We start from the raw sequence: 19,603 nt of genomic DNA, 5'->3' as shown, positions 1-19,603 counted from the left end.
CCTTTCGCGCTCCTGCGGGCGGGCCTTACCTTCATTACAGATGGTGAAGCCCCGACTGCAAGGAGGTACGGCCATGCGACGTCTCGCCACCGTTCTCGCCGTGACCGCCGCGGCTCTGTGGGTCGCCGCACCCGCCTCCGCATTCGCTCACGCCAACGTCGCCAACCCCTACGCACACGCCGCGCTCGACGTGCTCACCCTGGCCGTCGTGACCGCGCCGCTGTGGACCGCCTACCTGTGGACCGGTCGCCGCCTCGCCCTGCTCGGGCTGGTCGCGATCGTCCAGCTGCCGGCGGCCGTGCTCGGGTTCGCGCCGATCCCGGACCCCCGCTGGCACGCGGCCGGCCTGGTCCTTTCGCTCACCCTGACGTTGTTCTCGCTCGTCACCGTGCGGCGGCTCGCCACCGCCCACGCGGGCCCGACCGCCGCGGAACCCGCCGCCGCGCCGGTCGACTAGCCCGGGCCCGGGACCGGTGCCCTGCCGGGGAACGCCGGCGCCACGATCGGGGATTCGCGGTCTCCGAGCCGACACACGTGGCGTCAGCGGGGATCGGGCACCGGCCCCAGGGTGGCCAACAGGTCGCGCACCGCGTCGACGGAGGGGCAGCCCCGGCGCGGTGCGCCCCACCCATGCTCATCGGCGTACGCCGTGAACCGGCAGTGCGCTTCGTCCGCGTACCCCCAGGCCATGAAGATCTCGATGCCGGCGTAGCGGTAGACGCCGACGGACTCGGTGCGCGACCCGGCCGGGCGGCGGTGGAACGTCGCGTGCAGGCCGGGCATCGGCGTGCCGTCGAGGTCGACGTCGGCGGCCTCCCGGTGCATCTCGAAGCGCGACAGGTCGGGCAGCACGCCTGGTCAACGATCACGGTCGGGCCGGCGTCACTACCAGCTCGTCGGCCCGTCGCCCTTCGTCTCGGGTAGCGAGAGCTGGCGCGCGTCGACCGCGTAGACCACCACGTTGTCGCGGTAGGAGCGCTTGCTGTGGTCGAACTCGCCGCCGCAGGTGATCAGCCGCAGCTCGGCTCCGGGTGTGGCGCCGTAGACCCGCGAGGTGGGGAACTTGTTCTTCGGGTAGTGGCCGGTGGCGACCACCCGGAACGGTAGCCACTCGTCGCCGCGGCGCACCTCGACGGTGTCGCCGGGGCGCAGCTCGCGCAGCCGGTAGAAGACCGCCGGGCCCTTGTGCGAGTCGACGTGGCCGGCGATCACCGCGGGGCCGGGCTCGCCGGGCAGGGTGCCCTGCTCATACCAGCCGGCCTTGGCGAAGTCGGCCGGCGCCTCGAGCTCGCCGGCGCTGTCGAGATCGAGACCCACCAGGCTGGACCGGATGTCGACCCGCGGGATGCGCACCTCGGACGGTGGCGGCAGGGCGGCGAGCGGGTCGACGACCTCGGTCAGCTCGACCGGCCGGGCGCAGGTGGTGAGGCAGCCGACGTGCCAGCGCAGTGCGGTCTGTGGCGCCGCCGCGTTGCCGGCCGCGAAGCCGAGCGTCGTGCCGGCCGCCGTGCACAGCGCCAGGGCCGCCGCGGTGAGGCCGACCGTGGTCCGGCGCGTCGGCCAGCCCCAGCGGTGCCGGATCACCGCTGAGGCCGGCCGCTCGTCGCGTGCGCTCAATCCCGCCTGCCTACCAGGTGCGGCGCGCCCTGCGGCGCAGGCCGAACGCGCCGACGCCGACCAGCGCGGCCAGCACGACCAGGCTCAGGCCAGCGATCAGCGCGATGCTGGTGCCACTCGTGCTGCCGCCGGCACCGGTCTCGACGCCGCCGACCGGGGTGATCTCGCCGGCCTTGGCGTCGACCTTGAGATCGGTGGTCAGCCCGTCCTTGCCGTCGAGCACGAACAGCGAGTAGGTGGTGCCGCCGGCCAGCTTGCAGCTCGCCTTGGTGGCCGAGCCGCCCTGCGGCGTCATGTCGATCGTCCAGTTGCCCGGCTTGACGTCGCGGTAGTTGCTCGTGGTGGCGAACTTGAGCCCGGCGCCGATCTCCTGGCCGCCGGTGGTCTTGATGTCGAGCACCGGGGCCTTGACCGACGCCTGGAGCACCCGCACCTTGGCCTGGTCGGCCGGCGGCGCGGAGATGTCGTCGTCGATGACGGACAGGCCGAGGTCGGCGAACCGGCCGGTGCCGGCGACCGTGTGGGCGCTGCCCTCGGTCACCTTGACCTCTTCGGTCAGCACGGGCGGCGACTTGGCGTCGGCGCCCACCTTGCGCATCGACACCGCGTAGGTGCCGGGTTTCATGGACAGGTAGTCGGACACGACGCCGTAGGGCACGGCGTCCAACTTGATGCCCTTGGTCTTTCCGCCCAGGTCGTCGACGTAGACGTCGACCGGCGGGGTGTCGGGGGACAGGTGGGCGAGGCGCACGTAGCCGACTCCGGCCTCGGCGGAGGCAGGGGCGGCGATCGCGGCGGTCAGGCCGGCGCCGATCAGGATGGCACCGGCGGCACCGGCCAACCGGCGAAGCGCGTGGGGGGCAGGACGCGCAGAGGTCATCGAATCTCCTCCTGCGGACGAGGATCGCAGCACGCGAACAGAGTCCCGTCAGTCGGACCGGACCGCAAGGCCTGAAAGGTGGAAAAAATCTGACAATGCACAGATCATGTCCGGTTGGACAGCCGGGCCGTCCCCCGTCGGCCCGACCGCCCGCCCGAACGGTGTCCCCCGAGCGGACCTCGCGTCAGGCGAGGTGCTGCTCGATCGCCGCGACCACCTCGGGTGCCTCCGGCGTGACCTGCGGGCCGAACCGCGCGGCGACCGTGCCGTCCGGCGCGATCAGGAACTTCTCGAAGTTCCAGCGGATGTCGCCGGTGTAGCCGTCGGCGTCGGGCGCGTCCACCAGCGCGGCGTAGAGCGGGTGCCGGCCGGCGCCGTTGACCTCGACCTTGGCGGTCAGCGGGAACGTGACGCCGTAGTTGACCGAGCAGAACTCGGCGATCTCCTCGGCGCTGCCCGGCTCCTGGCCGTGGAACTGGTTGCACGGCACGCCGAGCACGACCAGGCCCCGGTCGCCGTAGGTGTCGTAGAGGTTCTGGAGGCCCTCGTACTGCGGGGTGAGACCGCACTTCGAGGCCACGTTGACGACGAGCACGGTGCTGCCCGCGTATTGCTTGAGGTCGGCGGGCCCGCCGGCGAGGGAATCGATGTCGGTGTCGAGCACTGTCATGCGCGCGACGTTACCTCCTGCGGGTGAAATGATCATCCTCAAGAAATCGATACATGCACATCTTGACGAGGTGTTGAGGTGATGAGTAGCGTCTCCTCAACTATTTGGAAACTTTCCTAACTATAGGGAGCGTCCTATGAGAACCTCGGTGCGCCGGGCCCTCTGGGCCGGCGTCGCGGCGGTGGTGGTCGGTGCCGCTGTCCCGGTCGCCGCCGCGTTCGGCGCCGGCACGGTCACCACGACATTCGCCGCGAGTTCCGACTGGGGCAGCGGCCACGAGGCGCGGGTGACCGTGGCCAACGGCTCCACCGCGACGCTGTCCACCTGGCGGATCGAGTTCGACCTGCCCGCCGGCACGACGATGAGCAGCTTCTGGGACGCCGACGTGGTGCGCACCAACAACCACTACGTCGCGACGCCGAAGAGCTGGATGGGCCCGCTCGCCGCGGGCGCGTCGGTGAGCTGGGGCTACGTCGGCACCGGGGCCTACAAGGCGCCGCTGAACTGCACGATCAACGGCGCGTCCTGTTCCGGCGGCACCACGCCGACGAACCCGCCGACCGGCAACCCGACGAACCCGCCGACGGGCAACCCGACCAACCCGCCCACCGGCAACCCGACGAACCCGCCGACCAACCCGCCCACGAACCCGCCGACCGGCGGCAAGAAGCTGATCGGCTACTTCGCGGACTGGGGCGTCTACGCCCGCAACTACCACGTCAAGAACATCGCCACGAGCGGCTCGGCGGCGAAGCTGACGCACATCCTCTACGCGTTCGGCAACACCACCGGCGGCCGGTGCTCGATCGGTGACTCCTACGCCGACTACGACAAGGCCTACACCGCCGCGGACAGCGTCGACGGCGTCGCGGACACCTGGGACCAGCCGCTGCGCGGCAACTTCAACCAACTGCGCAAGCTCAAGCGGATGTACCCGCACCTCAAGGTGATCTACTCGATCGGCGGCTGGACCTGGTCGGGCGGCTTCACCCAGGCGGCACAGAACCCGGCGGCGTTCGCCGAGTCCTGCTACCAGATGATCGAGGACCCGCGCTGGGCCGACGTCTTCGACGGCATCGACATCGACTGGGAATACCCCAACGCCTGCGGCCTGTCCTGTGACGCCAGCGGACCCAACGCGTTCAAGAACCTGATGGCCGCGCTGCGCACCCGGTTCGGCTCGTCGGCCCTGGTCACCGCCGCGATCACCGCGGACGGCAGCGCCAACGGCAAGATCGACGCCACGGACTACGCCGGCGCCGCCAACAGCGTCAACTGGTACATGCCGATGACCTACGACTTCTTCGGCGCCTTCGCGGCGCAGGGCCCGACGGCTCCACACTCGCCGCTGACGTCGTACACCGGAATCCCGACCCAGGGCTTCAACTCCGACGCGGCGATCCAGAAGCTCAAGAGCAAGGGCGTCCCGGCCAGCAAGCTGCTGCTCGGCATCGGCTTCTACGGCCGCGGCTGGACCGGGGTGACCCAGGAGGCGCCGGGCGGCAGCGCGACCGGCGCGGCACCGGGCACCTACGAAGCGGGCATCGAGGACTACAAGGTGCTCAAGAACACCTGCCCGGCAAACCGGACGATCGCCGGCACGGCGTACGCCAAGTGCGGCAGCAACTGGTGGAGCTACGACACCCCGGGCACGATCGCCGGCAAGATGTCGTACGCCAATGGCCAGGGTCTCGGTGGCAGTTTCTTCTGGGAGCTGTCCGGCGACACCACCAACGGCGAGCTGATCTCGGCGATGAAGAACGGCCTGGGGTAACCCCTCAGCCGACGCAACACCCCACGAGGAGCGGAGGGCCGGTCGACGGCCCTCCGCTTCTTTCTTTCTGTTGGAAGATGTCCGGAGGAGCTTCTCCGCGCCGACGTTCCAGGTGAAGGGAGATGGTGATGATGAAATACATGATCATGTTGGCGGGCTCGCAGCGTGACTTCGACATGCTGACCGGCAACACCACCGACGGCACCGCCTGGACCCCGGACGACCTGGCGGCCCTGCACGATTTCATGACCAAGTGGAACAACGAGCTCGTCGAGTCGGGCGAGTTCGTCGACGGGCAGGGCCTGGCCCCGCCGGTGCACACCCGCCGGGTGTCGCTGCGCGACGGTGTCCCGGTGGTCACCGACGGCCCCTACGCGGAGACCCAGGAGGTGCTCGCCGGCTACACGATCGTCGAGTGCGCGAGCTTCGACCGGGCCACCGAGATCGCCGCGAAGCTGGCCGACACCCCGCACCCGGCCGGCGCCCAACTCGCCAACGAGTGGCACGTCGACGTGCGCCCCATCGCCGGAGCGCCCGAATTCGGCGAGTAGTGCCGGGGTCGAGCTCGGGGGAGGACCTGCTGCGCGAGTTGGCGCCGCAGGTCCTCGGCGCGCTGGTGCGTCGCTACGGCCACTTCGACACGGCGGAGGACGCGGTCCAGGCGGCGCTGCTGGCGGCGGCGCAGCAGTGGCCGGTGGACGGGACGCCGGACAACCCGCGGGCGTGGCTCATCCGGGTCGCCGCCCGCCGCCTGACCGACCTGCTCCGCGCCGACCAGGCCCGCCGCCGCCGCGAGGACACGGTGGCCGCGTGGCCGGTCCCGTCACCCGGCGCGGCGACCGACGACTCGCTGGTCCTGCTGTTCATGTGCTGCCACCCGGCACTGTCGGCGGCATCGCAGATCGCACTGACCCTGCGCGCCGTGGGTGGCCTGACCACCGCCGAGGTGGCCCGGGCGTTCCTGGTCCCGGAAGACACGATGACCCGCCGCATCACGAGGGCCAAGCGGACCATCAAGGACAGCGGCGTCCCGTTCGGCCTACCCCCGGCCGCCGACCGGGCGGCCCGCCAGGCCGCGGTCCTGCACGTGCTCTACCTGATCTTCAACGAGGGCTACGTCGGCACGGCCGGCCCGTCGTTGCAGCGCGTCGAACTCTCCACCGAGGCGATCCGCCTGGCCCGACTGGTGCACCGCCTGCTGCCCGACGACACCGAGGCGACGGGCCTGCTCGCTTTGATGCTGCTGACGGACGCGCGGAGGGCGGCCCGCACCGCCCGCGACGGCACCCCGGTGCCGATGGCCGAGCAGGACCGCACACTGTGGAACCGCGACCAGATCGCCGAGGGCGTGGCGTTGATCTCGTCGGCCCTGCCCCGCGGTCACGCCGGCCCCTACCAGATCCAGGCGGCGATCGCGGCGCTGCACGACGAGGCCGCGCGCCCCGAGGACACCGACTGGCCCCAGATCAAGCTGTTGTACGAGGTGTTGCTCGGCCTGGCCGACAACCCGGTGGTGGCCCTGAACCACGCGGTGGCCGTGGCGATGGTGCACGGCTTGGAGGCCGGCCTGACCCTGCTCGACCCGCTGGGCAAGGACGACCGCCTGGCGGCCGACCACCGCTGGCACACGGCCCGGGCCCATCTGCTGGAACTGGCCGGCGACCGCGAGGCCGCGCGCGCCGCCTACCTGACAGCGGCGACCAAGACGATGACCCAACCCCAGCAGCGCTACCTCCACACCCGAGCCGCCCGGCTGGCCTAGCGGAATACGTTCGACGGGGGCGGCGTTGCTCCGTACCGTGATGGTCATGTTCTTCAGCAGCCCCGTGCGGCCCGCAGGTTTCTTCCTGCGTTGCGCCGCCGACGGCGCTGATCTCTGACCCCTTCCCGCAGCAGCAGAACCCGCGGGGAGGGGTTGGTCCCGGCCCGGTTCTGGCGCGGAGTCTTCTGTCATCACGGCCTGCTAACGCGGCCCCGACGCGGGGTGGCGCCCGCCCGCGCACGATCACGGCCCGAAGGGCCGAGGGTTCTCCATGCCGACTGATAGTCCAGGCATCGGTAGCAGCCCTGCCCTCCTTTCATCCAGTTCAGGAGGACTGAAACCACCATGGCGAAGACGCAGTACCTGCGCACCAAGCCACACCTCAACATCGGCACGATGGGGCACGTCGACCACGGGAAGACGACCCTGACCGCCGCGATCACCAAGGTCCTCGCCGAGGCCGACCCGGTAACCAACCGGTTCGTCGCCTTCGACGGGATCGACCGGGCTCCCGAGGAGATCGTCCGGGGCATCACCATCAACATCGCGCACGTCGAGTACGAGACCGCGACCCGGCACTACGCGCACGTCGACATGCCCGGCCACGCCGACTACGTGAAGAACATGATCACGGGCGCGGCTCAGGTCGACGGTGCGATCCTGGTCGTCTCCGCCCTCGACGGTGCGATGCCGCAGACCCGTGAGCACGTCCTGCTCGCGCGCCGGGTCGGGGTGCCGCACCTCGTCGTGGCCCTCAACAAGGCCGACGCGGTCGACGACCCCGAGCTGCTCGACCTGGTCGAGCTCGAGATCGCCGACCTGCTCGCCGAGTACGGCTTTCCGGCCGACACACCTGTCGTGCGGGTGTCCGCGCTCAAGGCGCTGGAGGGCGACCCGCGGTGGACCGCGTCCATCGTGGAGTTGCTCGACACCGTCGACCGGTATGTGCCGGTGCCGCCGCGGGCGGTCGACGAGCCGTTCCTGATGCCGATCGAGAACGTGCTGACCATCTCGGGTCGGGGGACCGTGGTCACCGGCGCGATCGAGCGCGGCACGCTGCGGGTCGGTGAGCAGGTCGAGGTCGTGGGCCTGGGCGACACGCTGACCACCGTGGCGACCGGGCTGGAGACGTTCGGCAAGTCGCTGCCGTCGGCGCAGGCCGGCGACAACGCGGCGATCCTGCTCCGCGGCGTCAAGCGCGACCAGGTGCAGCGCGGCCAGGTCGTGGCGGCGCCCGGTTCGGTGACACCGCACCGGCGGTTCACGGCGCGGCTGCACGCGCTGAGCGCCGACGAGGGCGGGCGGCACACGCCGTTCGTCGCCAACTACCGGCCCCAGTTCTACTTCCGGACCACCGACGTGGCCGGGTCGATCGAGCTGGGTGACGGCGTCGACATGGTCATGCCCGGTGACACGGTCGACGTGACCGTCGAGCTGGCGCGGCCGGTCGCGATGCACGTGGGCCTCGGCTTCGCCGTCCGCGAGGGCGGCCGGACCGTCGCCGCAGGCACGATCACCGAGCTGCGCTGAGAGACCGCCGTTCCGGCTGGACCGAGAAAACTACGGGTCCAGCCGGAACGGCGGGTAGCGGTCGGTGACCAGCGTGAACGCGTACGCGATGACCCGGTTGTGCCAGCGCAGCACGCCCTCGACGAAATCGAACAGCGGGCGCGGGTAGCGGCCCGTGAACAGGATCGCGAACCAGGTGATGATCACGCACACCACGCTGGCGATGTGCAGGAAGAACAGCACGATGTAGTGCGGGATCGCGAGCAGCCATTTGACGATCGGCAGGAAGCGGTTGAGCGTCCCACCGGGGTAGGCGTAGTCGAGCCGCACCGACTGGTGGTCGTCGGTCGACGGGTAGCGGTCGTCCATCAGCACGAAGTAGGCGGTCACCCGGTTGGCGAACCGCTGGAGTTCCAGGTTCCAGTCGAACCACCAGCGCGGGTATTTCTTCCGGAACAGGATCATCAGCAGCGGCCCGAAGAACAGCACCCCGCCGAAGCCGGCCGCCACGTCGGTGGCGTGGCCGCCGTCGTCGCCGCCCCAGCGGCCCCAGTCCGCGCCGCCGCTGTAGACGGTGCCGAGCACGATCGCGATCGGGATCGTGGTGAAGAGGCGGAAGAAGCTGGTGAGCCGGTTGAGTGGCCGGTCGGGATAATCGATGGCGAAGTTGACGGGGTACGCCGGACCGGTCGGTTGCATCGGCTCGTCCCTCCGTACGCTGAAAATCCCATTTTGCGGGTTTTGCCGGGCTCAGGGGTCCGAATCGGCACGGGAGAGCGCGCCGGTTCGAACATGTGCCAGACTCACGAACCGTGTTGTTCCGACGTCGCGCACTGGCCGTCGCGGCCCTGACCGTCGCCCTCGTGGCGCCGCTGGGTGGCTGCTCGATCGCCGACAAGATCGTCGGGGAAGACCCGAAGCCGATCGACGAGAGCCCGCAGAAGGCGCGCGAGAAGGTCGAGGCCTACCTGGCCGCGATGACCAAGCGCGACGCGGCCGCCGGGCGCAAGCAACTCTGCCCGACGCTGGCCGGCACGTTCGACAAGACCGCAAGCGGGGTCGACGGCGACTTCTACAAGAAGACCAAGGTGTCCGGTGCGGTGGTGACCGACGTCCGGGCCGAGGCCACCGGGCAGAAGGTGACCACCGCGATGCTGGTCACCTTCTCCGGCAAGAAGCCGGTGCCGCTCGGGGTCAGCTTCCTGGTGACCAACATCGATACGGGCTGGTGCATCGCCGGCGAGGACCCGGCCGTAGTGCTCCCGTCGATGCCGTCCACCACAAGCCCCACGCCTTCCCAGTGACCGGACAGCCGTAGTCTTGCGGGCATGCGCCAAGAGTGGCATCAGCTGAGCTACCCGGGGGTAGCGACCCTCGGCCCACAGACCTCCAGACCGGCCGCCGACTCGGCCGAAGACCAGGCGCTCGGTCTCGACCGGTGGCGTGAGCTGCCGCGCGACCAGATGCCGCCCTGGCCCGACCCGAAGGTCGTCACCGAGGTCTGCCAGGTGCTCGACAACGTGCCCTCGGTGGTCGCGCCCTACGAGGTCGACCAGCTCCGCGAGCGGCTCGCCCTGGTCTGCGACGGCCAGGCGTTCCTGCTCCAGGGCGGTGACTGCGCCGAGACGTTCGACGCCAACACCGAGAGCCACCTGCTGGCCAACGCCCGCACGCTGCTCCAGATGGCGGTCGTGCTGACCTACGGCGCCTCGCTGCCGGTGGTCAAGGTGGCCCGGGTCGCCGGGCAATACACCAAGCCCCGCTCGTCGGCGACCGACGCGCTCGGGCTGCCGACCTACCGCGGCGACATGATCAACTCGCTGGAGACCACGCCCGAGGCGCGGATCGCCGACCCGCAGCGGATGATCCGGGCCTACGCCAACTCCGCGGCCGCGATGAACATGCTCCGGGCCTACCTGGCCGGTGGGCTCGCCGATCTGCACGCCGTCCACGACTGGAACAAGGGTTTCGTCCGTGACTCGCCGGCCGGTGAGCGTTACGAGGCGATCGCCCGCGAGATCGACCGGGCGCTGGCGTTCATCCGGGCCTGCGGGATGACCGACGACGAGGCGCTCCGCACGGTCACCCTCTACTGCTCGCACGAGGCGCTCGCGCTGGAATACGACCGCGCGCTGACCCGGGTCTCCGACGGCAAGGCCTACGGACTTTCTGGGCATTTCCTGTGGATCGGGGAGCGCACCCGCCGCCTCGACGGCGCCCACGTCGACTTCCTGTCCCGGGTGGTCAACCCGATCGGCGTCAAGCTCGGCCCGACCACCACCCCCGAGCAGGCGATCGAGCTGTGCGAGAAGCTCAACCCCGGCAACGTGCCGGGCCGTCTGACGCTGGTCTCCCGGATGGGCAATCATCGGGTACGCGACGCGCTGGCGCCCATCGTCGAGAAGGTCACCGCGGCCGGCGCCCGGGTGGTCTGGCAGTGCGACCCGATGCACGGCAACACCCACGAGTCGTCCAACGGCTACAAGACCCGCCACTTCGACCGGATCGTCGACGAGGTGCTCGGCTATTTCGAGGTGCACCGCGGGCTCGGCACCCACCCCGGCGGCATGCACGTCGAGTTGACCGGCGAAGACGTGACCGAATGCCTGGGCGGTGCCCAGGGCATCGAAGATCTCGACCTGCCCGGCCGCTACGAGACGGCCTGTGACCCCCGGCTCAACACCCAGCAGTCGCTGGAGTTGGCCTTCCTCGTTGCGGAGATGCTGCGTGGCTGAGTTCGTGGACCTGCGGTCCGACACCGTTACCCAACCGACCGAGGGCATGCGTGCCGCGATGCTGGCGGCACCGCTCGGCGACGACGTCTACGGCGAAGACCCGACGGTCAACGCCCTCGAGGCGTCGGTCGCCGCGCTGTTCGGCCACGAGGCGGCGATGTTCGCGCCGTCCGGGTCGATGGCCAACCAGATCGCCATCCAGCTCTCGGTGCCGCCCGGCGAGGAGTTGCTCTGCGACGCCGACGCGCACGTGGTGACCTACGAGGTCGGCGCCGCGGCGGCGATCGGCGGCGTGTCGACCCGCACCTGGGCTCCGGTCGGCGCCGACATCGACCCCGACGTGGTGGTCGACATGATCCGCCCGGCGGGCTACCACGCGGTGCCCACCCGGGCGGTCGCCGTCGAACAGACCCACAACCGGGGCGGTGGCGGAGTTATCCCGTTGTCCACTCTGGAGGGCTTGCGGGCGGCGACCACGTCGGCCGGTGTGGCGTTGCACTGCGATGGTGCCCGGATCTGGCACGCGCACGTGGCCGACGGGGTGCCACTGGCCACCTATGGCGCGCTCTTCGACACCATGTCGGTCTGCCTGTCCAAGGGGCTCGGTGCCCCGGTCGGCTCGTTGGTGGTCTCCTCTTTTGAGAAGATCGAGCGGGCCCGGGTGCTCCGCAAGCGGATGGGTGGCGGCATGCGCCAGGCCGGCATCCTGGCCGCGGCGGGCGCCTACGCCCTGGAGCACCACATCTCCCGGTTGGCCGACGACCACGCGAAGGCGGCCCGGCTGGCCGAGGCGCTGGCGCCGTTCGGCGTGGTGGCCGGCGCGGTCCGCACCAACCTCGTGCCGCTCGACCTGCGCAAGTCGCCGATCGACGCGCACGCCCTGGCGGCGGCCGCCCGCGAGCGCGGCGTGCTGGTCTCGGTGCTCGGCCCGCGGGTCGCCCGTCTGGTGACACACATGGATGTCGACGACGCCGCGATCGACCGCGCGGTCAGCGTCCTCCCAGAAATCTTTCGCCGCTGACAGGTTCGCGTGCTTTGCTGAATAGTTGAGCCCCGACCGGCTGGCCGGCCGGAACGGGGAGTGCGACTGGTCAGCGGGGGTTGTGATGACCGCCACAGGCCCCCGGCGTTGGCCGGCGTGGGCCTTTCTCGTGGCCGGGGGCGCGCTGGTTGGCACCGCCGCGCTCCTGGCGGCACCCGTCTACACCGCGGTGGTGGCGGTCGTGGCCTTCTTGGTCGCCGTCGTCATGCTGGTGGTCCGCCGCCCAGCCCGGCTAGCGGCGTGGTCGACGCTCACTCTCACCTCGGCCTCGATCGCCGTCTCCCGGGTGTGGGCCGCCGTCGCCGGCCGCCCGGTGGTCGCCGACCGCGGCCTGGCCACCGGCGACATCCGGGCGATTGTGCTCTATCCGACGCTCGCGGTGGGGCTGGTGTTGCTGGGCGGCACCGGCAAGGTGGCCCACCTCGCCGACAGTCTCGACGCCGCGGTGGTCACCCTCGGCGTCTTCGTCCTCCTCTGGCTCTTCCTGCTGCACGGCCACATGGCACCGTCCGGATCCCGCCTGGTGCTCGCGTCGCTGCGCCCGATCGGCGTGGCGGTGGTGGTCGGGATGCTGCTGCGGCTGCTGTTCATGGTCGGCCCGCGGGCGCCCACCATCCGGTTCGTGACCGCCGGCGTGACGACCGCGATGCTCGGCGCGCTGGCGCTGGTCGGCCACTCGGTCGGCTACCCGGTCGACGGCCGGGTCAACGGCACGGGCGTGTTCTTCACCGGGTACGCCCTCCTGCTCGCCACCGCCCTGCTGCATCCGTCCGCCGGTGAGCCGCTGCCGGTCCGGGACCGCGGGGCCCCGTCGGGCCGGTTGAGCCGTGGCCGGGCCGCCATGTTCGTCGGACTCACGCTGCTGGGCCCGCTGGCCTGGCTGCTCGCGGCCACCATCGGCCGCTTCAACCCCGGTTCCCCGACCGACTTCGGCCTGGTCGTCCTGGCCGGTGGCCTGATCTCGCTGTTGCTCCTCTGGCGCCTGTCACTGGTCGCCCGGGTGGCTGATCGCCGGGCCGGCCAGCTCGGGGAGGCGGTCGGGGAGCTTCAGGTTCTCCAGACGGAGTTCGCCTACCGGGCCGCGCACGATCCACTGACCGGGCTGGCCAACCGGTCGGTCCTGGACGAGCGGTTGTCGTCGCTGCCGCACGACCGGCCCTACGCGCTGCTGCTGATCGACCTGGACGGCTTCAAGGAGATCAACGACTCGCTCGGCCATCCCACCGGCGACGAGTTGCTGGTGGCGATCGGGCGACGGCTGACGTCACTGGCGCCGGCCGGCAGCACCTTGGTCCGGCTCGGCGGGGACGAGTTCGCGGTCCTGCTTCCGGAGGCCGGGCAACAGGAGGCGATGGCGCTCGGTAGCGCCGTGTGCGAGGAGCTGCGGCTGCCCTATCCGTCGGCGGTCGGTTCGCTGACGATCAGCGCGAGTGTCGGGGTCACGGCGCGGGCACGGGCGGCTCGCGGGCCGGGGGAGGTGCTGCGGGAGGCCGATCTGGCGCTCTACGCGGCCAAGGCGGCGGGGAAGGACCGGGTGGCGGCTTATCGCACGGGTCTGGCGCCGCGGGGCCGGCGCGTCAGGCCGGCCTGAGCTCGTCGAGGTCCGGTTCCTCGTCGGGGTCCGGGTCCAGGAGTGCCAGGAGGTCGGTGCCTCGTTCGGTCAGGCGGTAGACCACCGCCCGGCCGACGCGGGCGCCGGCCACGATTCCCGCTTCGCGCAGCACCGCCAGATGGGTGCTGACCGTGCCGAGGGAGATGTCGAGGGCGTACCCGAGTTGGGTGCTGGTCGCCGCCAGGCGTAGTTCGCGGACCACCCGCGCCCGGCCCGGACCGAGCAGCGTGGCGAGCGGGTCGCCTTGTGGCGCGGTGATCGGCGCGGCCGGGCCGCGGACCGGGTAGACCAGCGCGTAGAGCGGCGGCCGCTCGCAGGTCCACGAACCGATCGGGCCGGTCTTCGGCACGAAGACCAGGCCCTCATCGGTGATCCAGCGGTCGGGATAGTCCTGGTCGCTGAAGCGGATCGCGTCGTCACCGACCCATTCGGAGCGTGGGGTCATGGTGCGGACCGCTTCTTTCCAGCCGTACGCGGCGAGCAGCCCCGCGCGGTGCATGATGTCCCGCTCCATCAGCGCCCGGCGCCTCGGCCAGTCCGGTGCGACATAGCGCCGCCAGCCCTCGGCGAGCACGGCGGCGATCTTCCCGGCCAGGTCGGTGGTGGCGAGCCACTCTGTCGTCTGCGGTTGCCAGCTCGCCGCGACCGCGAGGGCGATGGTCGACCGGGTCTCGGTGTCGGAGAACCCGGCGACCACCGCGAGCTCGTCGGCCAGCCTCGTGTCGGTGCCGCCGGCCGGCGGGACGGCGACCAGATCGGGCAGCCACTTCGTGGCGGCCACGAGTGACATCAGCCCGGCGGCGACCGGGTCGCGGGCCAGCCAGGCCCGGTAGTCGGCGTGGTGCCGGTCGTGCCAGGCCCGCACCCACGGTTCGGGCGCCGGTCGTTGCAGGGTGATCAGCGCGCTGAGCGTCTCGGCGAGCGGGGAGATCGCGAAGCGGCAGCGGGACAGAGCGGTGGGGGTCAGCCGCAGCAGGGTCATGGTTACGCCTTTCGCCGCAAGGTTAGCGGGCGGCGCCCGCGAGCCGGCAGGCTCCCCGCGTGCTCCTCGTCCCGCCGTTCCGCGCCTTCTACCTCGGCCGCCTGGTCTCGCTCGCCGGCAGTGCGATGACCCCGGTCGCGCTGGCGTTCGCGATCCTCGACGCCAGCGGCCGCCCGGGCGATCTCGGCGTCGTCCTGGCCTGCCAGATCGTGCCGCACCTCGCGCTGCTCCTGGTCGGCGGCGCGGTCGCCGACCGGTTGCCACGCCGGCTGGTGCTCGTCGTGGCCAACCTCGGCGCGGGCCTGACCCAGGGCGCGATCGCGGTGGTGCTGATCGCCGGCGCCTACCGGCTCCCGCTGGTGGCGGGCCTGGCGCTGGCCGCGGGCGCGCTGGAGGCGTTCACTTCGCCGGCACTGCGCGGGATCGTCCCGGAACTGGTCGCCGGCGACGACCTCCAACGGGCCAACTCGCTGCTCTCGGCAACCAGCAGCGCCGTGAAGATCATCGGGCCGACCGTGGCCGGCGTGCTGGTCGTCGCCGTCGGCGGCGGTTGGGCGATCGCCGTCGACGCGGTCAGCTTCGTCCTGGCCGCCGTTTTCCTGATCCGGTTGCCGCGGGTCAGCCCGGCGCCGGCCGTCCGGGCCGGCCTGCTGCGCGAAATCCACGACGGCGGGCGGGCGTTCCTCGCGATCCCGTGGGTGTGGCCGGTGGCACTGGCGTACGCCGTGATCAATCTGGTCAATGTCGGGCCGTGGCAGATTCTCGGGCCCTCGTTGACCCGCGACCGCTCGGGCGAGGCCGTCTGGGGCCTGGTGCTCAGCGTGCGCGCCGTCGGGCTGCTGATGATGAGCGTGCTGATGTACCGGCTGTCGCTGCGCCGGCCCCTCCGCTTCGGGCGGCTGGTCGGCGCGCTCGGTGCTTGCTCGCTGATCGCGCTCGGCCTCGGGTTCGACCCGTTCTGGCTCGCGGCCTGCGCGTTCCTGGGCGGGGTGGGCTTCGCAGCGTCCGGGATCACCTGGGACAGCGCGCTGCAACGACACGTCGGCGCGACCCACCTCGGCCGGGTGTCCTCGATCGACGAACTGCTGTCGTTCGCGGCGATCCCGATCGGCCAGCTTCTGGTCGGCCCGGCCGCGGCGGCGTGGGGTGGCGAGAGGGTGGCGTTGGCCTGCGGGATCGCGTTCGCGGTCGCGGCGCTGGTGCCGCTGACCGCCCGCGCGGTGCGCTCCCTGCCCGGCGCGCCGCGTCCGGCCGCCGAGCCCGCGCCGGTCGCCGCGCCCTGACCCGCCGCGGGCTGGCCCCGCACGGCGGTTCAGCTGGAACCGGCACGCGGTCCGGCTGACCTGGCGGCGGCCGGTCCGTCGGGCACTGCGTCGCGTCCGCGAGCGGCGCGGTCAGGCGAGCAGGCCGCGCAGGGTCGCGATGTCGGCGGCGTGGCCCTCGTGGGCCTTGCCCGACGGGGTTTCCACGATCACCGGCAGGCCGGCGGTGGACGGATGCCGGAGCAATTCGGCGAACGCGGCCGTGCCGATGGTGCCCTTGCCGATTGTCTCGTGGCGGTCGCGCAGTGAGCCGCAGGTGTCCTTGGAGTCGTTGGCGTGCACGAGCTTGAGCCGGCCCGCGCCGACCGTCGCCGTCAGCAGGTCCAGCGTCGCCGTCATGCCGCCCGGGGTGGCCAGGTCGTGGCCGGCGGCCCAGGCGTGGCAGGTGTCGAAGCAGACGCCGAGCCGCGGGTGCCAGTCGACCGCCTCGAAGTAGGCCGCCAGGTGCTCGACCTTCGACGCCAGGGAGCGGCCGCCGCCGGCGCTCGGCTCGACCAGTAGCAAGGGGCCGTCGCGGTCGAGCAGCGGGAGCAATGCCTCGCGGACCTGCTTGAGCGCGGCGTCGTAGTGGGTCGGGTCGACCGCGCTGCCCGCGTGGAAGACCACCGCGGTGGCGCCGATCGCTGTGCCGCGGGTCAGCGAATGGGCCAACGTCGCCGTCGAGCGGTCGACCGTTTCCGGGGTCGGGGAGCCGAGGTTGACCAGCAGCGAGGAGTGCACGTACACCGGGATGGCCCGGTCTGAACAGCCCTCCCGGAACAGCGCGTCCTGCGCCGGGTCACCCGGCGGCAGGGCCCAGCCGCGCGAGTTCGAGACGTAGACCTGGGTCGCACCGGACCCGGCCGCGTCGATGTAGGGCAGCGCGGTCTTCGCGATGCCCCCGGCGGTCGGCGTGTGCGAGCCAAGCGGGCGGTCGGTCACTGGCAATAGAGGACGACCTGGCTCTGCGGTGCCACCGGCGTGTTCTCGTTGGGGTTCTGCGCGAACACCGTGCCGTTGGGGTTGAGCTGCGGGTTGGCCTGGAGGTTCATGCCCTGGAGCTGCTGCACCGCCTGCTGGCAGGGCAGGCCGATCAGCCGGGGCACGACCACCTGCGGCGGGCCCTCGCTGACCTCGAGTTCGACCTTGGCGCCCTTCTCGACACCGGCGCCGTCTTCGGGGGTCTGCTTGGTCACCGTGTCGCGCGGCTGGTCAGAAGCCTTGTAGGCGATCAGCGGCTCGAGACCGAGCCCGATCAGCTCGTTGCGGGCCTCGTTGACGTTCTTGCCGACCACCCGCGGCACGGTCAGCGGCGCCTTGCCCTTGCTGACGAAGACGGTCGCCTTGTCGCCGGGCTTGGTCTCGGTGCCGACCGGCGGGTCGACCGCGATCACGACGCCCTTGGGCAGGTTGTCGTCGTAGCGGTCGGGGCCCTTGGTCACCTGAAGCTTCGCGTCTTCGAGCTGGACCGTGGCGAGGTCGAGCGTCATGCCGGTCACGTCGGGCACGGTGTAGCGCTCGGCGCCCAGCGAGAGCACCAGCGTGATTTTGCCGCCCTTGAGGATCCGCCCGGCCGCCGGCGGGTCCTGGGTGAGCACGACGTCCTTGTCGATCTTCTCGTCGTAGCGCCCTGGACCGAAGGTCACCGTGAAGCCGCCCCGGGTCGCCTGCTCCTGTGCGGCGGCCTTGGTCATCGCGGTGAGCTGCGGCGCGACCGTGTAGCGGCCCATCCCGAACCACCAGCCGCCGATCGCGGCGACCAGACCGATCACCACGATCGCGGCGGCCACCGCCATCCGGCCGTTGGGGTGGGCCATCACCATGCGGTAGCGGTCGCCGATCGCCGAACCCCGACGGTCGGGGCCGTCGTCGTCATAGTCGTCGTAGGCGGGCTCGGGGGCCCGGCGCCGGCCGGACGGTGCCGGCGGCTCGGCCTGGCCGGGCAGGCGCGCCCACGACGGCCGCGCCGGCTCCGCGGTGGTGGCGGAAATGCGGGGGATGACTTCGGTACGCGGGGAGACCTGCCGCAGCACGGCGGTGTTGGCGTTGGCCGCGCCGAGGTCGTCGCGGGCGTTCTGGACCTCGGAGAGGAACGCGCCGGCGTCGGTCGGGCGGGACTGCGGGTCGCGCCGGGTGGCCCGGGCGACCAACTCGTCGACCACCGGCGGGATGCCGGGCACCAGCGACGAGGGCGCCGGGACGTCGCGGTCGACGTGTTGCCAGGCGACCTCGACCGGCTGCGCGCCGTCGTAGGGGACCCGGCCGGTGAGCATCTCGAACAGCACGATGCCGGCCGAGTAGACGTCGCTGCGCGGGTCGGCGCGGCCCTCGGTGACCAGTTCCGGCGCGACGTAGGCGACGGTCGCCATCAACTGGCCGCCGTCGGCGTCGGTGGCGCTGGCCTCGACCGCGCGGGCCAGGCCGAAGTCGGCCACCTTGACCACGCTGTCGACCAGGTTGCCGGGGCCGCCGCTGGGCGCCTCGGCGACCAGCACGTTCTCCGGCTTGACGTCGCGGTGGACCAGGCCGGCGCGGTGGGCGCCGAAGATCGCCGCGAGCATCTGCTCGAGGATCGCGAGCGCCTCGCCCGGGTTGAGCCGCCGCCGCTGGGCCAGCACGTCGCGCAGCGTGTGGCCGCGTACGTATTCCATGACCAGGTAGGGCAGCCCGTTGTGGTGGCCCTGGTCGTAGACCGCGACCACGTTGGGGTGGGTCAGCCGGGCGATCGTCTTGGCCTCGTCGGTGAACCGCTCGAGGAACTGCGGATCACGGGCCTGCGCCGGGTGAATGATCTTGAGGGCAACGGTGCGCTCGAGGCGTTCGTCGGTCGCCGTATATACGGTCGCCATGCCGCCACGGGCCACCCGGCCACGGATGCGGTAACGCCCGTCGACCAGGGTGCCCAAGAGCGAGTCAGCGACCTGGATGTCCATCGGCAGGCAGTCTATGTGGCCATCCGGTGACTGCGACACAGCCGTGCCGGCAACTTCGTCGATAACCCCGCATTCAGGCGCCTTCGTCCTGGTCAGGGCGGTGGTGTCGGTGCCGGCGCCGCCCCTCGTCGTGGCCGTCGTCACCGTTCGGGTCGGCCGAGACGGACGGGTCGGGGCTCGATGTCGCGCTCGGTGACTCCGTGGGGTCGGTCGTCGGGGTGGGCGTCGGCGGTTGGGTGGGCGGGTTGCCGGGCGGTTCTTCGGACTCTTCGGGTACGGCTCCGCCCGGGTGCCGCACCGGTCCCGGAGGGCCGCCGAGGTCGCCCGGGACACCGCCGCGCGTATCCGATGAACCCGCTCCACCGGCTCCGGCCTGGCGGCCGGCGACGGTGAGTGGCCCACCCTGGCGGGCGATCCGGACCGTTGGTTTCTCGTCCGCGTCCGGCGACGAGCGCTGTCCGGTGCCCGCGGCGCCGGCTATCACCGGTTTGGGTGATTCCGCGGCGCTGGCGTCGGTCTCCAGGAGCGCGCCGAGGCCGCTGACGACCGCGAAATAGGTGGCGGCCGCGCCGGCCAGGCTGGCCACGGCGAAGGCCCCGGTCGCGGCCAGGCGGCGCGGCGGGCGGGCGTGCTCGGGGAAGATGAGTTCCGTGGTCTCCTCGCCGTCTGAGCGGCGGCGTGGCCGGAGGCGGGCGAGGTCGTACTGGACCGAACGCCACGCGCCCACGAGTTCCTTGCGCAGACCTCGCCAGGTGGTCACGGTGCAGATCCCTTCGATACCCCATA

The 19,603-nt window shown here is 71.6% G+C and carries 19 protein-coding genes; 10 read left to right on the top strand and 9 right to left on the bottom strand.

All coding sequences use genetic code 11. The annotated features are described in order from the left end of the window. Positions 1–73 precede the first annotated feature (73 nt). Entirely contained in the window at positions 74–457 is a 384-nt protein-coding gene (locus DFJ67_RS40915) for a hypothetical protein (RefSeq protein WP_116074958.1), read from the top strand. Positions 458–540: 83 nt separating this feature from the next. Here DFJ67_RS40915 and DFJ67_RS40910 read toward each other — a convergent pair whose 3' ends face one another. The 4 genes from DFJ67_RS40910 to DFJ67_RS40895 all read right to left on the bottom strand — a co-directional run bounded on the left by DFJ67_RS40910 (position 541) and on the right by DFJ67_RS40895 (position 3,167). Further along, positions 541–852 (bottom strand): hypothetical protein, encoded by a 312-nt coding sequence (locus DFJ67_RS40910; protein ID WP_116074956.1) that lies wholly within the window; start codon positions 850–852, stop codon positions 541–543. A 33-nt stretch (positions 853–885) separates the two neighbouring features. After that, on the bottom strand, positions 886–1,617 hold the full coding sequence (locus DFJ67_RS40905) for a class F sortase (protein WP_239097188.1): 732 nt from the start codon (positions 1,615–1,617) through the stop codon (positions 886–888). Between the two features lie 10 nt (positions 1,618–1,627). Next, entirely contained in the window at positions 1,628–2,497 is an 870-nt protein-coding gene (locus DFJ67_RS40900) for a DUF4397 domain-containing protein (RefSeq protein WP_116074954.1), read from the bottom strand. Between the two features lie 184 nt (positions 2,498–2,681). Next, complete coding sequence (locus DFJ67_RS40895) at positions 2,682–3,167, bottom strand: glutathione peroxidase (protein WP_116074952.1); 486 nt, start codon at positions 3,165–3,167, stop codon at positions 2,682–2,684. 136 nt (positions 3,168–3,303) lie between these two features. On the opposite strand from DFJ67_RS40895, the gene DFJ67_RS40890 reads away from it, so the two are divergent. The 4 genes from DFJ67_RS40890 to tuf all read left to right on the top strand — a co-directional run bounded on the left by DFJ67_RS40890 (position 3,304) and on the right by tuf (position 8,233). After that, on the top strand, positions 3,304–4,941 hold the full coding sequence (locus DFJ67_RS40890; RefSeq protein WP_116074950.1) for a glycosyl hydrolase family 18 protein: 1,638 nt from the start codon (positions 3,304–3,306) through the stop codon (positions 4,939–4,941). 128 nt (positions 4,942–5,069) lie between these two features. Next, a complete protein-coding gene (locus DFJ67_RS40885) occupies positions 5,070–5,492 on the top strand; it encodes a YciI family protein (RefSeq protein WP_239097189.1) in 423 nt (140 codons plus the stop codon). Next, positions 5,492–6,703, top strand: a complete 1,212-nt coding sequence (locus tag DFJ67_RS40880; RefSeq protein ID WP_116074948.1) for an RNA polymerase sigma factor — start codon at positions 5,492–5,494, stop codon at positions 6,701–6,703. The genes DFJ67_RS40885 and DFJ67_RS40880 overlap by 1 nt, the downstream gene beginning before the upstream one ends. A gap of 345 nt (positions 6,704–7,048) precedes the next feature. Further along, complete coding sequence (tuf, locus tag DFJ67_RS40875) at positions 7,049–8,233, top strand: elongation factor Tu (RefSeq protein ID WP_116074946.1); 1,185 nt, start codon at positions 7,049–7,051, stop codon at positions 8,231–8,233. A 30-nt stretch (positions 8,234–8,263) separates the two neighbouring features. Here tuf and DFJ67_RS40870 read toward each other — a convergent pair whose 3' ends face one another. Further along, positions 8,264–8,911: a DUF4389 domain-containing protein gene (locus tag DFJ67_RS40870; RefSeq protein WP_116074944.1), complete on the bottom strand. Its 648-nt coding sequence runs from the start codon at positions 8,909–8,911 to the stop codon at positions 8,264–8,266. 113 nt (positions 8,912–9,024) lie between these two features. Here DFJ67_RS40870 and DFJ67_RS40865 point away from each other — a divergent pair, with 113 nt between their 5' ends. The 4 genes from DFJ67_RS40865 to DFJ67_RS40850 all read left to right on the top strand — a co-directional run bounded on the left by DFJ67_RS40865 (position 9,025) and on the right by DFJ67_RS40850 (position 13,580). Then, positions 9,025–9,516, top strand: a complete 492-nt coding sequence (locus DFJ67_RS40865) for a hypothetical protein (RefSeq protein ID WP_116074942.1) — start codon at positions 9,025–9,027, stop codon at positions 9,514–9,516. A gap of 24 nt (positions 9,517–9,540) precedes the next feature. Next, positions 9,541–10,947 carry a class II 3-deoxy-7-phosphoheptulonate synthase gene (locus DFJ67_RS40860; RefSeq protein ID WP_116074940.1) on the top strand — a complete coding sequence of 469 codons (1,407 nt, stop codon included), beginning with the start codon at positions 9,541–9,543 and terminating at the stop codon, positions 10,945–10,947. Beyond that, the gene (locus DFJ67_RS40855; protein ID WP_116074938.1) at positions 10,940–11,968 is read left to right on the top strand and encodes a threonine aldolase family protein; all 1,029 of its coding nucleotides are present in this window, start codon (positions 10,940–10,942) and stop codon (positions 11,966–11,968) included. The genes DFJ67_RS40860 and DFJ67_RS40855 overlap by 8 nt, the downstream gene beginning before the upstream one ends. Positions 11,969–12,053: 85 nt before the next feature. Further along, entirely contained in the window at positions 12,054–13,580 is a 1,527-nt protein-coding gene (locus DFJ67_RS40850; RefSeq protein WP_147315793.1) for a GGDEF domain-containing protein, read from the top strand. Here the strand turns inward: DFJ67_RS40850 and DFJ67_RS40845 are convergent. Continuing rightward, complete coding sequence (locus tag DFJ67_RS40845) at positions 13,567–14,583, bottom strand: ArsR/SmtB family transcription factor (protein WP_116074932.1); 1,017 nt, start codon at positions 14,581–14,583, stop codon at positions 13,567–13,569. The genes DFJ67_RS40850 and DFJ67_RS40845 overlap by 14 nt on opposite strands. Before the next feature lie 59 nt (positions 14,584–14,642). Here DFJ67_RS40845 and DFJ67_RS40840 point away from each other — a divergent pair, with 59 nt between their 5' ends. Beyond that, entirely contained in the window at positions 14,643–15,866 is a 1,224-nt protein-coding gene (locus tag DFJ67_RS40840) for an MFS transporter (protein WP_116074930.1), read from the top strand. Positions 15,867–15,977: 111 nt separating this feature from the next. Here the strand turns inward: DFJ67_RS40840 and DFJ67_RS40835 are convergent, their stop codons facing one another. The 3 genes from DFJ67_RS40835 to DFJ67_RS40825 form a co-directional block, all read right to left on the bottom strand. Continuing rightward, positions 15,978–16,826, bottom strand: coding sequence for a deoxyribonuclease IV (locus DFJ67_RS40835; RefSeq protein WP_116074928.1), 849 nt, complete (start codon positions 16,824–16,826; stop codon positions 15,978–15,980). Next, positions 16,823–18,817: a Stk1 family PASTA domain-containing Ser/Thr kinase gene (gene pknB / locus DFJ67_RS40830; RefSeq protein WP_116074926.1), complete on the bottom strand. Its 1,995-nt coding sequence runs from the start codon at positions 18,815–18,817 to the stop codon at positions 16,823–16,825. Before pknB ends, DFJ67_RS40835 begins: the two co-directional genes overlap by 4 nt. Before the next feature lie 73 nt (positions 18,818–18,890). Further along, positions 18,891–19,577: a hypothetical protein gene (locus tag DFJ67_RS40825; RefSeq protein WP_116074924.1), complete on the bottom strand. Its 687-nt coding sequence runs from the start codon at positions 19,575–19,577 to the stop codon at positions 18,891–18,893. Between the last annotated feature and the right edge of the window lie 26 nt (positions 19,578–19,603).

It is taken from the genome of Asanoa ferruginea (assembly GCF_003387075.1).
Classification (GTDB): Bacteria; Actinomycetota; Actinomycetes; order Mycobacteriales; family Micromonosporaceae; genus Asanoa; species Asanoa ferruginea.
This window is presented reverse-complemented; position numbering and strand designations above follow the sequence as displayed.